The following is an 18,843-nucleotide window of genomic DNA, read 5'->3' on the forward strand; positions in this document are numbered from 1 at the left end:
TACACAGAATTTTTTACAGTCTCCACGACGAGTCAAGATAAGCATTTCGATCACTCCCTGATCTGCAAAATATAGATTTTAATTAAAACACATACTGCTCAGAAGTTTAATAAAAGCATAAGTGGATTAGTGCTAATTGAGCACGAATTCTCATCTTCTACTTAAAGTTCAAAATGACTCTTGAACCCACTCAGCTCTGTTAAGACCACCATCGTTTGTTTTTTTGATTTAGATTTAAAAATGATGATTTAGTTTTGTCCCCTTCAATATTCCCAAATATTTCTTTCCCATGCATACCATCTTTAAATAAAGCGACATGCTTTCGATAACCCTTAATTTAACGAAAACTACAAAACGAAATTGTGGAGCTAATAGCCAGTTGTGGACGCTATAAGCTGTTTCAATTTTTCTTTTTTTTTCAATATTGAAAAGTATGAATACGTTAAATGTGTATAACATACATTATATAAATCAATAACATAAAGATATTAATTAATGTTGACAATTAAGTTTTGAAATGCTTTTATTAATATAAAAGGAGCACTTATGAAAAAAAGAATATTAATAAAACAGTTATTCGGTGCAGCTGGAGCAGAAATATGAGCATCGTAAGTTTAGCGGCGGGAAAAGTTATTCTAAGAGAATGGAATATCTTACAAATTAATACACCGGAAGGGAGTGGTGAAATATTTGTAGGGTATAGCGAGCACGATGGACTGGGGCGTGTGAGCACGGTAATTAAACAATTCGATGAAACAACGAAAACAGGAAGGACACAATCGGGTTCTGAGTACGAAGTCATAGGTGAGGCGGGCATGCCACACGAGGATGCCATGTATGTACTTGAGAGAACGTTAGGTGCGGATCTCATTCAGAAAGAATTACTACCTGGCAACTCTGAAGTATTACGTTTTAGATATCCAATCAAATGATTTCTCTCTTAAAAGTATCCGAGTCGGATGCTGAAGACATATTTGAGATGGCCGGCATGCTTTCAATGAGTTTTGATGTTGCAGGAAAACATGAATTGAGCGATTTCCTTCGCGTGCTCAAAGATGATGAAACCATTTTTCTCATTGCACGAATAGCTAATGTTGCTGTTGGATATCTCTATGGCAATACTCACTACGCTTTCTATGCCGCTCAAAATGTCGCATGGATTGAAGAGCTTTATGTGAAAGAAGAATATCGCAGAAACGGTGTTGCAAACTCACTTCTTAAACACGCAGAGCTTATTGCCAATGAGCGAAAAGCTGCACTAATTAGTGTTGCAACTAGACGAGCAGAGCAGTTTTATGAAAGATCCGGCTATCAACGATCAGCTCATTACTTTCGAAAGCTACTTGGAAATTAAGAATTGAAATAATGAATTCGTGCCTCGAGCCCTTAAGCCAATACAGAAAAGTAAATTTTAAAGATTAGTTTCGAACGATTAACTTAAAAGAAAAGGAAAAATATGAGCATTACAGAGGAGCTATTGTTGGTCGTTGATCTAGAAGCCACCTGCTGGCAAGACAAAGTCGAAGGCACAGATCGTCGGCAAAGTGTCCAGGATATGGAAGTAATTGAGTTCGGCTGTGTAATCTGTAATAAAAACGGAGATGTACTTGATGCCAAATCCTGTTTTGTACGGCCTCAACTCCATCCTAAACTATCTGAATTTTGTACTGAATTAACATCAATTCAGCAAAGTGATGTCGATAGTGCCCAATATTACCCACATGTCGTTCACGAGCTTAACAAGTGGCTAGAACAATATAGATTGACGAAATGGTGCTCTTGGGGAAATTACGACAAGAATCAGCTCCTAGCCGAAACGGAACGTCATGGTGTTTCACCCAATTTTTTAATGCTACCTCACCATAATCTCAAAAAAATGTGGGCAAAAGGCAAAAGTACTTATCGTAATATTGGACCAAAAGGGGCGCTTGAATACCATGGCCTTCAGTTCGACGGCAATTATCATCGTGCAATAGATGATGCATTAAATATTGCTCGCTTATTACCTTTCATTACATTCAATGAACAATAAAGGATGGCCATTTTCATTACGTGGCTATCTTAGAGCGCTATCCATCTAAGAATGTTCAATTATTAGTTTATTGTGTTGTGCAATTACTAGTTTATTGTGTTGATGACTCATCGTTTGGCAGTAAAAAGTAACTCAATCGTATAATGTTTCAAGGCTAGAGTCTGAGTTATTAATTCACATCTCATTTTTCAACTAAATATCTTGCTGTTTGGTTGTATATTCTCTATATTTTCTCTCTTAAGACTTGAGAGTGAAAATGTGCCAAGCGATAAAATTCACAATTAACCATCATCCCATCCTATTCCGTTTTAGTGATAGCGAACCCTGCCTCCCAATTCTAATGCGAAACGGCAATATCATTATTCTACCGTGGGGGAATAAAGGCGAAAGGCTTGGCTTATACCCGATTGGAGCCACAGCTCATATCGCTCATGTTCAGTCTGATAAGTGGAAGTCTCACCGGCCAAAATCAGTTCGCATAGCTTGTGAAGCTTTTATGATGATGGACAAAGAAGGAAATGAGCATTGGTTTGACACCCAGAAATCAAACCAATACATAAGGGGCGTCGTTGCAACACAACCGCTCGCCGATTCAGTGTATGTCTTGATGCGTAACAGAGATTTACTGGAACCCGATATTTCACATGAATGGCCAGTTAAGTAAAACCTAGCACTATTTTGTGATGTGTTTTAGCTAACTCAGTTGGCTGTGAATTGCATAGTTTTATTTAAATCCAATTTAAATGTGTATTTAGTACTAAATATGCATTTCATTCTAATATCCTAAATATTTGATCAGTGAATAACATACATTATATGTTTATAAACAAATAGTTACAGTTAAAATTGGATTTGACGGTTAAGTTTTTACATGCTATTTCTTTGTGAAAAATAAAGGATAAATATGAAACTTAAATGTGCTTCAGATCTACATTTGCATAAAAACAAAACTTTTGATTTTGAACAGAGTGATTGTGATTTATTGGTTCTTGCTGGCGATATTATGACGGGAACCAGAGGGATTGAGTTTGCAGAAAGTATTGCAGAGCGTCATGGCAAACCCGTGCTTTATGTCGCTGGAAATCACGAATACTACATGCACAATTACAATCAGCTTCAAGAATCATTTCGACAGAAAACCAAACATTCTCAAAATGTTTTTTTCTTAAATAATGATGTTTTTTATTATCAAGATGTTCGCTTCATTGGGACGACGCTGTGGACGGATTACAAACTTGATGGAAGATACAAGCAATCTGATGTAATGAACATTGTCGAAAATGTTCTAAGCGACCACAGATATATAAAGTTTGGCACGGATGGATTTTTTACAACGCAGCATGCACTCGTGTTACATAACACCGCGCGTAATTTTTTGGAGCAGGAGCTCAATAAAACTTGGGAAGGTAAGACTGTTGTCATTACCCACCATGCGCCGAGCCTGAAATGTGCCCATCCAGACTATCAGTTAGACCAGATTGCCGGTGCCTTTATTTCTGATTGTGAAGAATTGGTCCACAAGGCTGATTTGTGGCTGTTCGGCCATACTCACGCGAATGTTGACTTTCAAATTGGCAAATGCCGGGTTATTAGCAATCAGCTCGGTTATGACCGGGAGAGGGTACCAGTCGCTTTTCGACCTGAATTAATAATTGAGATTTGAGATGAAGAAAAGTCTTGAATCTCAAATTTACCTGCAGTGTCCGTTAATCTTTCGAAATAAGAATGCAGGTCTCCATGTGAATTTAATGCAGTTTGGTTTTGACTGCGGTGAGGGTTGGTTTGAAATTCTCGAGAATTTATTTCTAAATATAGAAGCATACTCTCGCCAGCTTTTAGAGCAAGGCAGATCAATCGATAAATTACCGTCTGCGGCTCAAGTAAAAGAAAAGTGGGGGACACTTTGTGTCTATATCGATAATACTGATGAACATATTGAAACACTTATTCAAGCTGCCGGGGGACGTTCATGTGTTACATGTGAGATTTGCGGAAACCCTGGCAAGATAATCATTGAGAGTTACTATAGAGTGAGATGTGGGATTTGCAGGAATTTATAAAGCCCGTAAGTCAAAAATTTAATTAACTGCTAGCTTTAAATGAGTTTTAATAAACTCTGACCTTAACTCTAGTTCATTGGAAATTCATCAATGTCGTTGTCTTAAATTTGGGGAAAAGGTCATGATAAATGTAAAAATCACTTCTCCAATCAGCAAAGTGCAGAACATGGTTATTAGGAAAAGCACCAATAGCAGTGCCAAAAAGCTCAAATGAATGGCGGGGAGCGAGCGAAAAACTGGCATAAGCAGCCAAAAGCAATATGATTGTCAGCATGAAAAGCGCTTCACTTTGGAACATATAGTGAAAACAATATATTTAACTGACTTCCTCTATTTGAGGTCTTTATTTACAAAGTTTTAATAATACCCATTAAGAACATACACACTGTGTATTGTTGTGTGTATGTTCTTTCCTACCCTCTGAGTAATTATGTGAAAACTCTGCGTGAAGTCTAAATGGGGAAAATAGCAAATGTTTTGAATGGTTCTACGTATCTAACGTAATCGCGCCTGTCAACACAAGTCATCTCGGCAATGAGGTAGTAGTTGCCGTCAGTGTATGCTTTGAACTTCTCAAAAAATTCTTTGGAAACTGTAAAATAAGTTCCGAGAGAGTTGCCTACACCTCCGTGATGGACTGGATACCATTGGTTTACCCAGTATCTCCAAGCGCCATTACTTATGCTGCCGCAGAAATACTCTACGCTAGATTCGCTTTGGTTTACTGTGTTGATTGGTAAGTCTCCCACGAAATAGCTAGGTCGAAAATAGCCTCTCGTTAGCCAATCAGTTTCCCATCGACCAAAAGAGGAAGGCCAGGTCCTTTTGGCTAAAGGATATATGCCTTGCTCAGAATCCCGTACATGATCAATTGAATCAAAAATCGCTCTAGGGTCGTCAATTTCAGAGCTTTGAAGACTAATTAGAATAACCTTTAGATCAATGCATACTCCAGTGTGGTCTCTTAAGATGGGGCCGTTGGCATGAAGCAATATTTCATTAGGAGAAGCGACAAAATCTGCCAAATATCGCTCAAGTTCATTCTGTCCGGGCAAAGAATCATCCTTGCTCAAATTGCTCAATACGGGCCAACTGTATGGTGGATCGGAAGGAGATATATTTACAGCAATAGAGCCAAATGGTAATGCCTCTTGTGCATATGAATAGCAAACCTCGGAAGGGATGGAGTGCTTGTGCATAGCATAAGCTAATGTACGAAGAAATGCAGACACTATGGAGGTCTCTGCACGCCATGAGAAGCTTATTTGGATTCTATCTTGAGGGTAAAACTGATCGCCGCAAAAATCATATGGGTCAAACATGTAGCATGGTCTTCTTTCCCATATTTTCTCCCATTCAAGAAGGAAATGCTTCTCAAGCGGTACATTGTGCTCCTGTTCAAGCTCTTGAATAATACCTATAAATCTCAAGGGAACGCCGTTGGCAAACTTGTCATACTTGGCTTTATTTGGAGTTAAGTTATCGGAAAAAATAGAATAGAGACTTGATAAGTCATCTCGGTCTTCATCCATCAAATCTAATGACGTCAATAGTGCATCGGAAATAGGGGAAGGATATTGAATTGCTTTTGTAACCTCTTCTTCGGTGAAGGGGGGAGTTTCGACAAGCAACAATACAGATAAAAAATCTACGATATCAGCCTCGTAGGGTTGCTGATTCAAATAATGTAAATATAAGGCGCGAAATTCGATATTTGAGTCATCTTGTAAGAGGGCTGCTATTTGTTTGGCTGTTAGGAGTCGGGCGTATCTATCGGGCCACTTGAAGTGCAATATAGTTAGATGGAATGGAATATTCTGGATTGATACAGGGGCGTCATACCAATACAGCTTGGTCAAAGGAAGATGCGCTATATCACTTTCAAGGCTAGTTACCATAGTTTCAGTAATCTCGGCCGCTAGGGCAATTTGTCCCGCTGAGACCAAATAAGTAACAAGCTGAGTAGAAGGAACGACTATATTCTCATCACTCTGTAGGCTGGAAGAGCCTGGTGCCATCGTGTCGCGAAGGAGGCTTTCCCAATGCTTGCTGTAAGTGTTGCCATACTCCCTTAATGCATCTTCTGATCCAGAAGAAAAATAAGGATTCCAACAATTGTTTAGTTTGATATTTCTAACAGCCCATTTATAAGCTGCCTTCTTTCCCTCGGTTTTTTTGCTTAGCAAGAAAATATGATGTAAGCACCTATTCAGTTCGTAATTTGATTTGCTTTGGTCATAGTAGTCGCTGAATGTAGTGAGGATGGAACTCGTTTGGCCTTGATCAGCCCAATAGTTAATCCAGTCCGAAATAAACTTTTCACGGATCTGGTATGAAACAGAATGTAAGGCTGCCGTAAAATCAGTGAGGTTGGTGGGGGGTATAGTGGATGCTTCAGGACATTCTGTGTTGACATCTTCGTTAGTGGAAGAGCGCTCTCTTGGCGGTGGAGGCATGCCTCCAAGAACGTGGCACTGGTCTTCGTAAATACCTCTCAGAATATCATTCTCTTTGCTTCTTTCTTCTAATGCTGTCATTGCATCAAATGTTGTCATACACCTTAAAAATGAATGCTCTGGCTGCGTAGAAAGTGGAGATGACTTTACGAAACTTTCAAGTACAAGATGTGTTTTATGCCAATTTTCTTTTGATAGATGATAATCAAATTCGTCTACAAGGCGTTCTGGGTTGTGCTTTGCCAATAATTTAGTGAACCATCCGGGAATATGTCGAATTTCTCGCTCTGAAAAATCAAAGACATCAGTTGTGAAAGTTGTTACTCGTTCTAACCAATCAGAAACTTGGGGGCAGTTTGAATCAGAGCATTCCTGTATCGCTTCAAATACCTCATGTAAAGTAATGTCTTTTCTATGACCATAACCGACTGTATTGAGCGCGGTACGTTCTAGAAATTTCGCGGCTTCATCGTAAAGGCCAAGTTTAACTGCCAACTTGGCCAGATCAAGACTGTCATTTGCCAATGTTGCAGTATCATCTCTACGGAGTATCTCGGCATCAAACAATTTGGAGAATTCTAGAGATGCAGCTTCTTTAGGGAAATTGAAGATTGAGTTTTGAGTGGCAACATCAAAAAACACTCGAGAATCCCACCAAATACTTTTGGACAGGGCGCCTAGCTGATCTTGATTAAGGTTTCCGAATTCATCAACAGAGTTGCATAAGATGTTTAGATGAATCGAGATTTTGGCTAATGCCTTTCTAATGCTGAATAGGACTGCGGTGATTTGATAGCCCATTAAAAAATTATCTGGGCGTTCGAGAATGGCAAAAGAATCATACAAATCAGATATCTTGAATTCTTTGCCTTGCTTTAGGGTTTTAGCAGTATTCAATGATGCAAAATGGAACGTTAACCATGCGTTTTTGAGAAATTCCTGAAGATTCGTTGGATTGGTGAATTTCGGAGTTTCAATATCTGGGCAATTATTGAAGTTTGATACGAGTGTGCTAAAAAAGTACTCATAAAACGGAAGATGGCGGGTGTCTTCGTACTCAACAGGGCATTCAATTTCGTCAAGTTCGCCTATTGGAGGTTCGTTTCCAGCTAAATGTTGATAAAGCAGATATATGCTGGACTTCGCGTCTCCAACTTTAGGGTTAGTGGCTTCGAGTGAGGCATCTTCAATACTTGCCGCTAAAACTATTTCATCGTAGATGGCCGGAGCAATATCTTCTGGAATTTCAAAGCGGGATAAATCAAGGAGTAAGTGCCTATGCCCATATTGAACAAGTAGTTCAACGATTTTTCGGAAGGAAGAAGCCTTATCATTAAGCCTTCCATAGAAATCGTTTATGCGGTCTAAATCAGGATTGTTATAGCTAGTCAGCGTATGAAGATAGTCATCGACTAGGGTGTTTAGAGTCTGGTAATGATTTGGGTCTTCTTGGCGGGCATAAAAACGAATTCTTCGATAGATTTCCTTGGCGCAGGCATCAACGACCCTTTCGTCTTTGTCTTGGAAATGTTTGGCTACAATTGCGATTTCATTGTCTGAAATAATTCTTAGGTTGTCTGCTCGCCAAAGAAGCCCAAAATTGTCTTTCGAGATACTAAGTGAGCAATCGAGAAAATCACTGAAGTCCTGAATCTGAAACTGTGGTCCATTCAGCAGTCTCATTTTTAATATCCTTAGTCTTAATAGTTCTGGATATAGACTTCTTTCAAAAGCGATGCTTTCGGCGACGTTAAAAATGTGCTCGATGTGCTCTAAGGGGTAGCCCTTACAAAGCGATTGTACTAGCCAGTCTCTAGTGGTTCCTTGTAATAACGGGACGGCATTCCCTAGATTGGCTTCAATAATCCATCCCCAGCCCCACTTCCAATACTCAGGCGCATGTGTATTGATCCAGGTTTGAGAGATTCTATTTAGCCTATCTCTTGATTGAGCGAAAACATCCTTCCGCTTTAAATATACGAAGAGACTGCTATGAAAAGGGTTTATGCCACTTAGTCTCTGCTCTACGAGGTGTTGAATTTCAGAAAAGCTGTTTTGAAAAATAAGGCTATCTTGAAAGCAGTAGCCTAGGTGGGTTTTGTCTGGCCAGGAAAAATCGGCATTCGCTATAAGAAGAAGAATTTCTTTTGCGCTCTCAGAAAGCTTTACCCATAAATACTCGTAGTACGCATGTATGTCTCCGTCTGGGCAGGTCGGCAGTTTCTCCACATCATATTTATTAATTTTGTCCTTTGTTAGCTGCAGGCTGTTCAGGGAATAAAGAATATGGAGAGGGTATCCATGAGAAATGTCCAACAACGCTTGTGATATTTCTACAATTTCACTACGTTGATACTCATCATCACCAATTACATTAAGTTCTTCGCTAGATACTAGGAAGTCAATTCTTGACTTAATGGCTTCAAGCCCCATGGAGGGGATGTCTAGCCAGGATTTATCTCTTGGTGCTGAGCGTAACAGTGAATTGGGAAGATGCGCGTCGCTTATCGGCTGCGTTCCGAATAGCAAACAAATCTTATCTTTGAACGGGATAATCCGATTAACTAAGTGTTCGAGTTGGCTTATATCCGATCTTTCACGATAAACATGATCTAACCCATCAATAATGATAATTAGAGTTTTGTTATTTTCCGCAGCATTATCTGCCGCCTTACTTATCCAAGTCTCTAGCTGCTGGGGGTCAAATTTGTCACTATCGAAGTCGTTGGGATAAAGGGTTTTTATCTGACTTTGTAAAGACTGAGCTGCATTATTAAAAGCAATTCTGTCCCATATAAATTGGGGTGATAAATAGTAGTGGTGTCTAATTACAGGTGTCTTCTTCTCAATTAGTTCGTCAGTTAAGAATGACAAATATGTGCTCTTGCCCATGCCCGGTAGGCCTGAGATAACTGAACTACCTGGCTTGGCTGTTCTATTCAATATTTCGGTATGAAAATCGCCTGTGGGAGGTGTATACCCTCCTGGAATTTCAAAAAATTGGGAAATTGTTTTTCTAGTTCCTAGAGATAAGATTTCGTTTATATGTCTAAGATAAATTTTGCCATCTGGTGATGGTTCGTTTTTTCTTGTAGCCCAGCGTTCAATAGCTTTCAATAATTGGAGCCAGCTTTCATTGCTAGCATGGTCTGGTACAAGCGAGTCATGTAGTTTAAGTTCTAAGTCGTCAATTTCCTTTTGGCTATGTTCAAAAATTAGTGTTGCGAAAAAATCCCTAGCCTTTTGTTCTGTTCCTAGCTGGCCAGATATTTTGGACTTAATATCATCGGGTATGAGGGAGTAGTCTATTTTGTCTTCTTTTAGACAATTTAAAATAATCTGGTCAGGTATTCTGTTTGTAATAAGCTTGGCAATGGATATTGTGCTGGAAGTACCAAACTTCTCGATGTCGGCTGACCATTTTTCTAAAAAAGATGTGCCATTGCCCTTCTTCTTGAGTAGCCAGTCAAAATCTAAACGCAAATCTTCACGTTCAGAGTCAATTGTGAATTTGACTTGGTAGAGCTCATATTCTCCACTGGCTGTATAGCAAATAACATCATCAAGACTCTTAACATGGCCAAGACCTTGATTGCCCTCAATGCTCATCCATTGGTACTTTTCCGGGTCGTGAAACCAATTTATCAACGTGCGAATACATATGAGGTCTTGGTATGTGTATCCAACGCGAGTTAGTTGTGATGGTTTAATTTTTGAAGACGTTACCAGAATAAATTCCTTTTTATTAGTTTAGTTAATCACACCAGTAACATAACTAAATTGGAGTATTACAGATTTTTTGTTGTGGTACAGGCGATCATTAACCGAATTGTCAATATTCATCAACCTATCCCAGTAACTTTTGAAGTCCTGTATCAAAGCCTCTAGGAAAGATTTCTATGTTGTATTCCATGTCCTTCACTTGTCCTGCTTGCGTGGTTTGCCAGTCATGCTTTTCCATACATTCATTCGAGATAGCATAGGCTAAGGCTTTCTTTTCTGATTCGGTCAAGGTACCAGATAGCGTAGGCAGCACTTCAACATTAAGCCCTGTACTTGCGTCAAACTGACTTACAGGGCGCTTATCGATAGTGATATTCGCATGTTGTTTGAGCAAGTTCACCTCTTTGCGGTACCGGTTGCGTTTGGCAATGAGTTGACCAAAAAAAGCGTGTACCGCTGGGTCAGGGATAAGCTCCAAAAGCTTATTATCCTGTGGAATAGATTTGGATCGTGAAATGGGTGATAACGGCTTTTTCGTGTTCGTATTACACTCGGTCATAGATGCGGTTAGCTGCCGCTTTAGAATGTTTAATCAACCCGCCGCCATTCCAGCAGTCCCCTCATGTACTGATTTCAGAGGCTTTGATATTTCTGATGGTGCCCGGGGCCGGAATCGAACCGGCACGACCGCATAGTTGAGGGATTTTAAGTACAATAGCTGAATACATAATACAAGTTCGCTCTAATTAACCTGAATCCCTCAGAATCATCTGAAGGATCTAGGATTAAAAATCTCATTTTATCTGAAACTTAATATCAACTTATCTGCAACAAATATCTTTTTTTGTGAATTTGAGGGCAGACGCGACAAATCAATCCCATTTCAAACCGCCACCGGTTTGATACTCGGTGACTTTGGTTTCGAAGAAGTTTTTCTCCTTCCGCATATTGGCTTGTTCATCAAGCCAGGGCAGGGTGGCTTCAGCGCCTGGGAAGGGTTCTTCAAAGCCTAATTGTTTGGCACGGCGATTCGCGGTGTAGCGGAATTGGCCGTGGTGGGCTTCTTTTGAGTAACCCAAGATCGGGTCACGCAAGATATAACCACCGTAGGTTGCTTCTGCCGCGTCGGCTTCTTCGAACATCTCCTGGATTTTCTTTGGATCCAGTTTGACGTTTTCTTCTTTGATGATTTGTTTGCAAACACGAATACCAAACGAGGCGTGCATGACTTCATCACGCATGATGTATTGAAGCTGTTCGCCAGTGCCTTTCATCAGGCCACGACGTTGCAGAGCAAAGATCGGTGAGAAGCCGTTATAGAACCAGCTGCCTTCGAAAATGCCGGCGAAGAACGCATAGGACATGACGAAGTTTTCCAGTTCGTCTTTATCACGCAGATCGATATCGCTACGCATAACGGTATCCAGACGTTCATTGGCCAGTTTGATCTTTTGGTAAATCTCCGGCACTACGCGGTAGCGGTTGTAGATTTCACTTTGATCCAGACCAATGGTTTCGATGCAGTGCTGGTAGGTCCAGGTATGCAATGCTTCTTCATACACCTGACGTGCCTGATAAATCTGCAGTTCCGGTGCGGTCATTTTTTCCATCACCGCCAGACCGATATTACGCATAGCGAGAATATCGGAGGTGGTCAGGTATGACAGTACGTTTTCATAAACATGACGTTCTTCTAATGTCAGTTTATGACGGTAGTCGTGAACGTCCTGTGCCATGTTGATATCAAGTGGCGTCCAGTGGTTTTTGTTGGCGTTTAAGAAGTAATTCCACGCCCACGGATATTTGAATGGAGCAAGCTGATTGATATCAGCTTGTCCATTGACCACACGTTTGTCATCAGCATTAATGGCTTTGGCATTTGATGGCGGCAGTTCACTGACACTGGCCGAGGTTGGCTCGGGTGTGTCGAGTTCATTGGCCGCTTGCTGAGACACAGGAAGCAGGTCGTTGTCGACTTTGTCAGTTGCCGGTTTTTCGGCAAGTGGATCATCCCAGTTAAACATTATTGGCAAGCCTCGCAGTCTGGTTCCAAGATTGAACAGGCTTTCGGTGCATCAATACCTTCACCTGAAATAAAGTCATCTTCTTGTTTGGCAACCGGCTTTAACACGGGTGGTGCAGTCGGTTTAGCAGTTGTTGCTGTGGTTGGCGCGGTGCTGGTTTTCTCGGCACCGGTTGCGCCCATTGAACGCAGGTAATAAGTGGTTTTGAGGCCACGTACCCACGCCAGTTTGTATAGATTGTCCATTTTCTTACCGGATGGTTCCGCCATGTACAAGTTCAAGCTTTGTGCTTGATCCAGCCATTTTTGACGACGTGATGCGGCTTCAATCAACCAGCGTGCATCCATTTCAAATGCGGTGGTGTACAGCGCTTTCAGTTCATCAGGTACACGGTCAATTGCCAGCAAGCTGCCATCGTAGTATTTGAGGTCATTGATCATGACGTCATCCCACAAGCCGCGTGCTTTCAGATCTTCAACCATGTATGGGTTGATAACAGTGAACTCACCTGACAGGTTCGATTTCACGAACAGGTTCTGATACGTCGGTTCAATTGACTGGCTGACGCCACAGATGTTTGAAATCGTTGCAGTCGGTGCAATCGCCATGGTGTTGGAGTTACGCATGCCTTGACGTTTAACCTTGTCACGCAGTGCATCCCAATCCATGGTTTTGCTTTCGTCTTGTTGCAGATATTCGCCACGTGCTTCTTTGAGGATCTTGATGGAATCAATCGGCAGAATACCTTTGCTCCACAAGCTGCCTTCGTAGGATTTGTATTTGCCACGTTCTGCAGCCAAATCAGAAGACGCATCAATCGCGTAGTAGCTGACCGCTTCCATTGATTCATCAGCGAATTTCACCGCTTCTTCGGTGCTGTAAGGAATACGCAGTTTATACAACGCATCCTGGAAGCCCATGATGCCCAGACCGACAGGGCGGTGCAGCAGGTTGGAATGACGCGCTTGCGGCACACTGTAATAGTTGTACTCAATAACGTTATCCAGCATACGCATTGCTGTTTTCACGGTGCGGTTGAGTTTTTCTTTATCCAGTTTGCCGTTGGCATCAATGTGTTGAACCATATTGATCGAACCGAGGTTACATACCGCGATTTCCTGATCAGATGTGTTCAGGGTGATTTCAGTACACAGGTTTGAGCTGTGAACCACACCGATATGTTGTTGCGGGCTACGCAGGTTACAAGGATCTTTAAACGTAATCCAAGGATGGCCAGTTTCAAACAACATGCCGAGCATTTTGCGCCACAGGTCGGTGGCAGGCATGGTTTTGAAGTTACGGATTTCACCACGTGCCGCTTTTTCTTCGTATTCAGCGTAGGCTTTCTCAAACGCCAGACCGGTCAGATCATGCAGATCCGGCACTTCTTCTGGTGAGAACAAGGTCCATTGACCTTCTTCAGCCACACGTTTCATGAACAAGTCAGGAATCCAGTTGGCGGTGTTCATATCGTGGGTACGACGACGATCATCACCGGTGTTTTTACGCAGATCCAGGAATTCTTCAACGTCGATGTGCCAGGTTTCAAGGTACGCACAGACTGCACCTTTACGTTTACCACCTTGGTTTACTGCGACGGCAGTGTCATTGGCCACTTTCAGGAACGGTACAACACCTTGTGATTTACCGTTGGTTCCTTTGATATGCGCACCCAGACCACGGACGCGAGTCCAGTCATTACCCAGACCACCAGCATATTTAGACAGCAGAGCATTATCACGCATCGCGCTGTAAATACCGCTCAGGTCATCCGGCACGGTTGTCAGGTAGCAAGAGGATAATTGTGGACGTAAAGTACCGGCATTAAACAATGTCGGAGTTGAGCTCATAAAGTCGAAAGACGACAGCAGGTTGTAGAACTCAATGGCGCGGGCTTCACGATCGATTTCATTAATGGCCAGACCCATTGCCACACGCATATAAAAGGCTTGTGGTAATTCAAAACGGGTGCCATCGCAGTGAATGAAGTAACGGTCATACAGCGTTTGCAGACCCAGGTAAGTGAAGCTGAAATCGTTTTCCGCTTTCAGTGCGCTACCCAGACGTTCCAAATCATAGAGGCTGAGTTCTGAATCAATCAGTTCGTTTTCAATGGCGGTTTTAATGTAAGTCTTGAAGTAATCTTTATATTGATCAGCCATTTCGCCTTGTGATGCTTGGCGAGGGCTTTGATAAACAAAGCTCAGAGCTTCACGACGGATGCTGTCCATCAGCAGGCGAGCAGCCAGGGTGCTGTAGGCAGGATCTTTTTCGATAAAGGTACGAGCAGACATGACCAGTGCTTTTTCGACGTCTTTTTCAGAAACACCGTCGAAGATATTGCGTTGGGTATCACGCAGAATGGCTGCGTTATCTACTTGAGCCAGACCTTCACAGGCTTCATCAATCAGGTTACGCAGGCGGTCGATGTCTAACGGCTGGCGAGTGCCGTCATTCAACGTGACATGCAGTTTGCTTTCATTGGCTGGTTGCGGGTGTTTACGTTCTTCTTCAGCACGTTTTTGAGATTGCTGTTCACGGTAAACCACATAGGAGCGGGCGACTTTATATTCACCGGCACGCATCAAAGCAAGTTCAACCTGATCCTGAATATCTTCGATATGTACAGTGCCGCCATCATCCAGACGTCGCAGCAGATTTTCACTTACCTGACGGGTAAGTTCGGCAACGGTTTCATGAATACGTCGGCTATCTTTGGCTGCTTCACCTTCAACGGCTAAGAATGCCTTGGTCAACGCAACAGCAATTTTGCTGCTATTGAACTCAGTGACTTTGCCGTTACGACGAATTACTTTGTAACCGGTTTCAGAGGAGGGTTGGGTGTAGTGTTCTGCTTCGCTCGCCATAGTGATTTTCCCTGCATTGTGTGGTAAGACTTAAAAAACGGCAAACCACAACAAATTGTGGTCGCAACATGATTGAACCACAAGATAATGTGTTTTTAAAGACTTAGCAAGGGGATAAGTTGCACATAAATTGTGCATTAGATGTGGATAACTTTGTGATGATCAGGCGGTAACTAAGATGCCATGCGCGATCACCGAAATAGATCCAATTTGGTGAATAAAAAAAATATTTTTTTGTTTAAAGGCTGTTAGGTAAAAATTTGCTGGGATTTATTCCCAACGAGCCGGAAAGGACCGACTCGTTGGTTGAATAAGTGGACGGAAAAATCAAAATGTTTCACTGATGGAAATGGCTGATCCTTCCAGCAGGTCTTTGATCAAATCAATTTCTTCATGATCATCGGTTTGCACAATCACTGTCCAATGATTTTCATGACTGGCTTCAACTGTTTTGGTAATCAGGGGATCATGATCGGGACGTATTGATACAGCACCGGCGATCATCATGCCAAAGGTCAAACCAAAAAAGATAAAAACCAGATAAGTGAATAACGGACTGGACTGAGTCATTTCGGGGCCACTGATGACCAGGGCAGTTGCTATGATTAAACCGAGTATCATCCCAATAAGGCCTAACCAGCCATGTGATTTCACTATGGTTTTGGCAATACCATGACTTTCTGGTTCGATTTTTTTGCTGATATTGTTGTCTTCAGGTTTGACGATATTGATGACCGTAGGCGAAATACCATTATTGACGAGTTTTTGCTTCGCAGCATTCGCTGAGTCTTTATCTCCAAAAACTGCAGCAACTCGACCAGTATGTTTTTCATCTTGAATTTCTACTTCCATATTCTTTCCTCCTGAGATACATGAAACGTTATTTCATTCGGTAAATTCGTATACCAGACTATCGTTGTTATCCTGATAAAGAAAGTATCCCAATGCCAATAAATCTTCATGTGCTTACATAAAGCACTCTATAAAAGTGACAAGTCTCATCTTAAACAATTCATTTCTGACAATGCTTAACCTATGTTTAAGTAGTGTTATTTATCGAAATTCCAAAAAAATTGATCTTAATCATTTTTGTGTCGCACTTCCTATGATATTTGTAGTCAGTAAACAGGCCATTCCTGGCTTTTGTAGCTGACCAAAAAAACGGAGGCACCATGGAACTCGACCCGCTAATACTGTCACGAATTCAGTTTGCATTCGTGGTGTGTTTTCATGCCATATTCCCAGTCTTTACGATTGGCCTGGCAAGTTTCATCGCTGTATTGGAAGCGTTGTCATTTAAGACAGGTAATCCAATCTGGCAGCGATTGTCGAAGTTCTGGATCCAGGTATTTGCCGTGGTATTCGGGATGGGCGTGGTCTCAGGCATAGTGATGTCATTCCAGTTTGGTACCAACTGGAGTAACTTTTCCTACGCAACCGCCAATTTCCTCGGGCCAGTGCTCAGTTATGAGGTTGTGACAGCGTTCTTTCTGGAAGCAGCCTTTCTTGGTGTGCTTTTGTTTGGTCGCGATAAAGTCCCACAAGGCGTGCATTTATTTGCGGCCATCATGGTGGCTTTAGGTACCTTTATCTCTTCTTTCTGGATTCTCGCTGCTAATTCGTTAATGCATACACCAGATGGACTGGTACTCCGCGATGGGCTCTATTATGTGGCGTCCTGGCGCGACTCAATTTTCAATCCTTCCTTTGGTTACCGCTTTATGCATATGGCACTGGCGTCATTTTTGACGGCTTCATTTGTAGTCGCGGGGGTAACTGCCTGGTTCATCATGCAAAAACGGGAGTTGGAAGCCAATAAAAAAGCACTTTCAATTTCCTTGTGGTTGATTCTGATTCTGGCGCCTGCACAAGTGTTGGTAGGGGATTTCCATGGCTTGAATACCTTGAAACACCAGCCAATGAAAGTCGCAGCAATGGAAGGTAACTGGGAGACCGGAACCGGTGTGCCTTTGTTGCTCTTTGCCTTGCCGGATCAGGAGAATCAGCAGAATCTTTTTGAAATTAAGATTCCTAAACTGGCCAGCTTTATCCTGACCCATGATTGGGATGGTGAAGTGCCCGGATTAAATGAAGTGGCGCCGGATAAACAGCCACCGGTATTTATTGTGTTCTGGGCCTTTAGAGTGATGGTAGCGATGGGAATGCTGATGGTATTGTTTGGCCTGGCAGGTCTCTGGTTACGCAGAGGCGGGCGCTACCTGGAAAACAGAACCTTCCTCAATGGCTTGCGGGTGATGAGTCTGTCACCGTTTATTGCCGTGTTATCAGGGTGGATCGTGACCGAAACTGGTCGGGCGCCGTGGTTAATATATGAACAGATGACTCACGCGCAGGGGTTAACGCCTTCTCTAACCGGAGGTATGGCTTTGTTTACGCTGATTGGTTATATCGCAGTGTATGCCATGGTGTTCAGTGCCGGGGTGTTTTATCTGATGACAGTATTTCGCGGCGGACTGGAAACGGCCAACGCTGAACATGTTGATTCAGATGTTGAAAAAGCTCAACGGCCAATATCTGCTGCCAATGCCAATTTAGAAGGAGGTCTGTGATGGATCAGCCATTCGATTTAGTAGTTATCTGGGCCGGAATTATTGGCTTTGCGGTAATGATGTATGTATTGATGGATGGATTTGATCTGGGGCAGGGCATTTTGTATCCCTTCGCGCCGGATGATCATTCACGCGACATTATGATGAACTCTGTGGCACCGGTATGGGATGGCAATGAAACCTGGCTGGTGTTAGGCGGTGCGGGATTACTGGCTGCCTTTCCACTGGTTTATTCGGTGTTTCTACCTGCCTTGTATATAGGCGTGTTTTTAATGTTGGCAGGCTTGATTTTCCGTGGCGTTGCGTTTGAATTTCGCTTTAAAGCGAATACCACCAAATACTTATGGGACTGGGCATTTGCCGGTGGTTCGTTTGTGGCAGCATTTGCACAGGGAGCTGTGGTCGGGGCCTATGTTCAGGGGTTTGAAACCAGTAACTTTGTGTATGTCGGTGGCGCATTAGACTGGTTAACACCCTTTACTGTTATTACTGGCTTAGGTCTGGTCGCAGGTTATGCCTTATTGGGCAGCACCTGGTTAATTATGAAAACGGAAGGTGAACTGCAACAGTGGGCGTATAAAATTACCCCAATTTTGTTGATAGCGGTATTGGCGGTGTTTGGTGTTGTCAGCTTGTACACACCGTTTGTTGATCAAGGCGTACTCAACAGATGGTTTAATGGCGTGTCAATCATCTGGTTGTTGCCAATATTAGCGCTTTACTGTGCTTTTCTGGTGTTCCGCGCTGTAAAAAAACAACAGGAAGGCATGCCGTTTGTGGCGACCATGGGATTGTTTTTATTCACCTATCTCGGCCTGCTCGCCAGTAAATGGCCTTATCTGGTGCCACCCGATTACACGCTATGGGATGCCGCCTCGGCCTATGAATCACAACTGTTCCTATTGCTGGGGTTCCTGTTTGTGATTCCGTTTGTACTGGGCTATATCGCTTGGTCATACTATATTTTCCGTGGCAAGGTGAAAGGTGGTTATCACTAATTCCTAGCCACGACCGCCCAGACAAATTGCTTCCAACACGACGCAAAAGCTGAAATTTAGGTACTCTACCTAAGCAGGTACCAACGTTGTTGGAGGCAGTTGGTCTTAATACC

General features: G+C 42.4%; 12 protein-coding genes. 7 read left to right on the top strand and 5 right to left on the bottom strand.

What is annotated here, in order from left to right; genetic code table 11:
* The first annotated feature begins 599 nt into the window (after positions 1-599).
* The 5 genes from B3S93_RS06310 to B3S93_RS06330 all read left to right on the top strand — a co-directional run bounded on the left by B3S93_RS06310 (position 600) and on the right by B3S93_RS06330 (position 4,092).
* Positions 600-932, top strand: coding sequence for a hypothetical protein (locus B3S93_RS06310; protein ID WP_292398714.1), 333 nt, complete (start codon positions 600-602; stop codon positions 930-932).
* Positions 929-1,354 (top strand): GNAT family N-acetyltransferase, encoded by a 426-nt coding sequence (locus B3S93_RS06315; protein WP_292398716.1) that lies wholly within the window; start codon positions 929-931, stop codon positions 1,352-1,354. The genes B3S93_RS06310 and B3S93_RS06315 overlap by 4 nt, the downstream gene beginning before the upstream one ends.
* 102 nt (positions 1,355-1,456) lie before the next feature.
* Complete coding sequence (locus B3S93_RS06320; RefSeq protein ID WP_292398719.1) at positions 1,457-2,032, top strand: 3'-5' exonuclease; 576 nt, start codon at positions 1,457-1,459, stop codon at positions 2,030-2,032.
* 904 nt (positions 2,033-2,936) lie between these two features.
* Positions 2,937-3,695: a metallophosphoesterase gene (locus B3S93_RS06325; protein ID WP_292398722.1), complete on the top strand. Its 759-nt coding sequence runs from the start codon at positions 2,937-2,939 to the stop codon at positions 3,693-3,695.
* Position 3,696: 1 nt separating this feature from the next.
* Positions 3,697-4,092 carry a hypothetical protein gene (locus B3S93_RS06330; RefSeq protein WP_292398725.1) on the top strand — a complete coding sequence of 132 codons (396 nt, stop codon included), beginning with the start codon at positions 3,697-3,699 and terminating at the stop codon, positions 4,090-4,092.
* 452 nt (positions 4,093-4,544) lie between these two features.
* On the opposite strand, the gene B3S93_RS06335 is transcribed toward B3S93_RS06330, so the two are convergent.
* The 5 genes from B3S93_RS06335 to B3S93_RS06355 all read right to left on the bottom strand — a co-directional run bounded on the left by B3S93_RS06335 (position 4,545) and on the right by B3S93_RS06355 (position 16,014).
* A complete protein-coding gene (locus tag B3S93_RS06335; RefSeq protein WP_292398727.1) occupies positions 4,545-10,157 on the bottom strand; it encodes an AAA family ATPase in 5,613 nt (1,870 codons plus the stop codon).
* 238 nt (positions 10,158-10,395) lie between these two features.
* Positions 10,396-10,830: a gamma-mobile-trio protein GmtX gene (gene gmtX / locus B3S93_RS06340; RefSeq protein ID WP_292398729.1), complete on the bottom strand. Its 435-nt coding sequence runs from the start codon at positions 10,828-10,830 to the stop codon at positions 10,396-10,398.
* A 313-nt stretch (positions 10,831-11,143) separates the two neighbouring features.
* Positions 11,144-12,295: a ribonucleotide-diphosphate reductase subunit beta gene (locus B3S93_RS06345; RefSeq protein WP_292398733.1), complete on the bottom strand. Its 1,152-nt coding sequence runs from the start codon at positions 12,293-12,295 to the stop codon at positions 11,144-11,146.
* Positions 12,295-15,162, bottom strand: coding sequence for a ribonucleoside-diphosphate reductase subunit alpha (locus B3S93_RS06350; protein WP_292748555.1), 2,868 nt, complete (start codon positions 15,160-15,162; stop codon positions 12,295-12,297). Before B3S93_RS06350 ends, B3S93_RS06345 begins: the two co-directional genes overlap by 1 nt.
* Before the next feature lie 327 nt (positions 15,163-15,489).
* Entirely contained in the window at positions 15,490-16,014 is a 525-nt protein-coding gene (locus B3S93_RS06355; RefSeq protein WP_292356933.1) for a hypothetical protein, read from the bottom strand.
* A gap of 320 nt (positions 16,015-16,334) precedes the next feature.
* Here B3S93_RS06355 and B3S93_RS06360 point away from each other — a divergent pair, with 320 nt between their 5' ends.
* Positions 16,335-17,732 carry a cytochrome ubiquinol oxidase subunit I gene (locus B3S93_RS06360; protein ID WP_292398737.1) on the top strand — a complete coding sequence of 466 codons (1,398 nt, stop codon included), beginning with the start codon at positions 16,335-16,337 and terminating at the stop codon, positions 17,730-17,732.
* Positions 17,732-18,730, top strand: coding sequence for a cytochrome d ubiquinol oxidase subunit II (cydB, locus tag B3S93_RS06365; RefSeq protein ID WP_292356929.1), 999 nt, complete (start codon positions 17,732-17,734; stop codon positions 18,728-18,730). Before B3S93_RS06360 ends, cydB begins: the two co-directional genes overlap by 1 nt.
* The last annotated feature ends 113 nt before the right edge of the window (positions 18,731-18,843 follow it).

Source organism: Methylophaga sp. UBA3613 (assembly GCF_002375415.1).
In the GTDB taxonomy this organism is placed as follows: Bacteria; Pseudomonadota; Gammaproteobacteria; order Nitrosococcales; family Methylophagaceae; genus Methylophaga.

Coding starts and splice junctions, on each gene's coding strand:
- B3S93_RS06355 (WP_292356933.1), bottom strand. CDS start 16,014: ATGGAAGTAGAAATTCAAGATGAAAAACATACTGGTCGAGTTGCTGCA.
- cydB (WP_292356929.1), top strand. CDS start 17,732: ATGGATCAGCCATTCGATTTAGTAGTTATCTGGGCCGGAATTATTGGC.
- B3S93_RS06360 (WP_292398737.1), top strand. CDS start 16,335: ATGGAACTCGACCCGCTAATACTGTCACGAATTCAGTTTGCATTCGTG.
- B3S93_RS06320 (WP_292398719.1), top strand. CDS start 1,457: ATGAGCATTACAGAGGAGCTATTGTTGGTCGTTGATCTAGAAGCCACC.
- B3S93_RS06325 (WP_292398722.1), top strand. CDS start 2,937: ATGAAACTTAAATGTGCTTCAGATCTACATTTGCATAAAAACAAAACT.
- B3S93_RS06345 (WP_292398733.1), bottom strand. CDS start 12,295: ATGTTTAACTGGGATGATCCACTTGCCGAAAAACCGGCAACTGACAAA.
- B3S93_RS06335 (WP_292398727.1), bottom strand. CDS start 10,157: ATGAGCATTGAGGGCAATCAAGGTCTTGGCCATGTTAAGAGTCTTGAT.
- B3S93_RS06315 (WP_292398716.1), top strand. CDS start 929: ATGATTTCTCTCTTAAAAGTATCCGAGTCGGATGCTGAAGACATATTT.
- B3S93_RS06310 (WP_292398714.1), top strand. CDS start 600: ATGAGCATCGTAAGTTTAGCGGCGGGAAAAGTTATTCTAAGAGAATGG.
- B3S93_RS06350 (WP_292748555.1), bottom strand. CDS start 15,162: ATGGCGAGCGAAGCAGAACACTACACCCAACCCTCCTCTGAAACCGGT.
- B3S93_RS06330 (WP_292398725.1), top strand. CDS start 3,697: ATGAAGAAAAGTCTTGAATCTCAAATTTACCTGCAGTGTCCGTTAATC.
- gmtX (WP_292398729.1), bottom strand. CDS start 10,830: ATGACCGAGTGTAATACGAACACGAAAAAGCCGTTATCACCCATTTCA.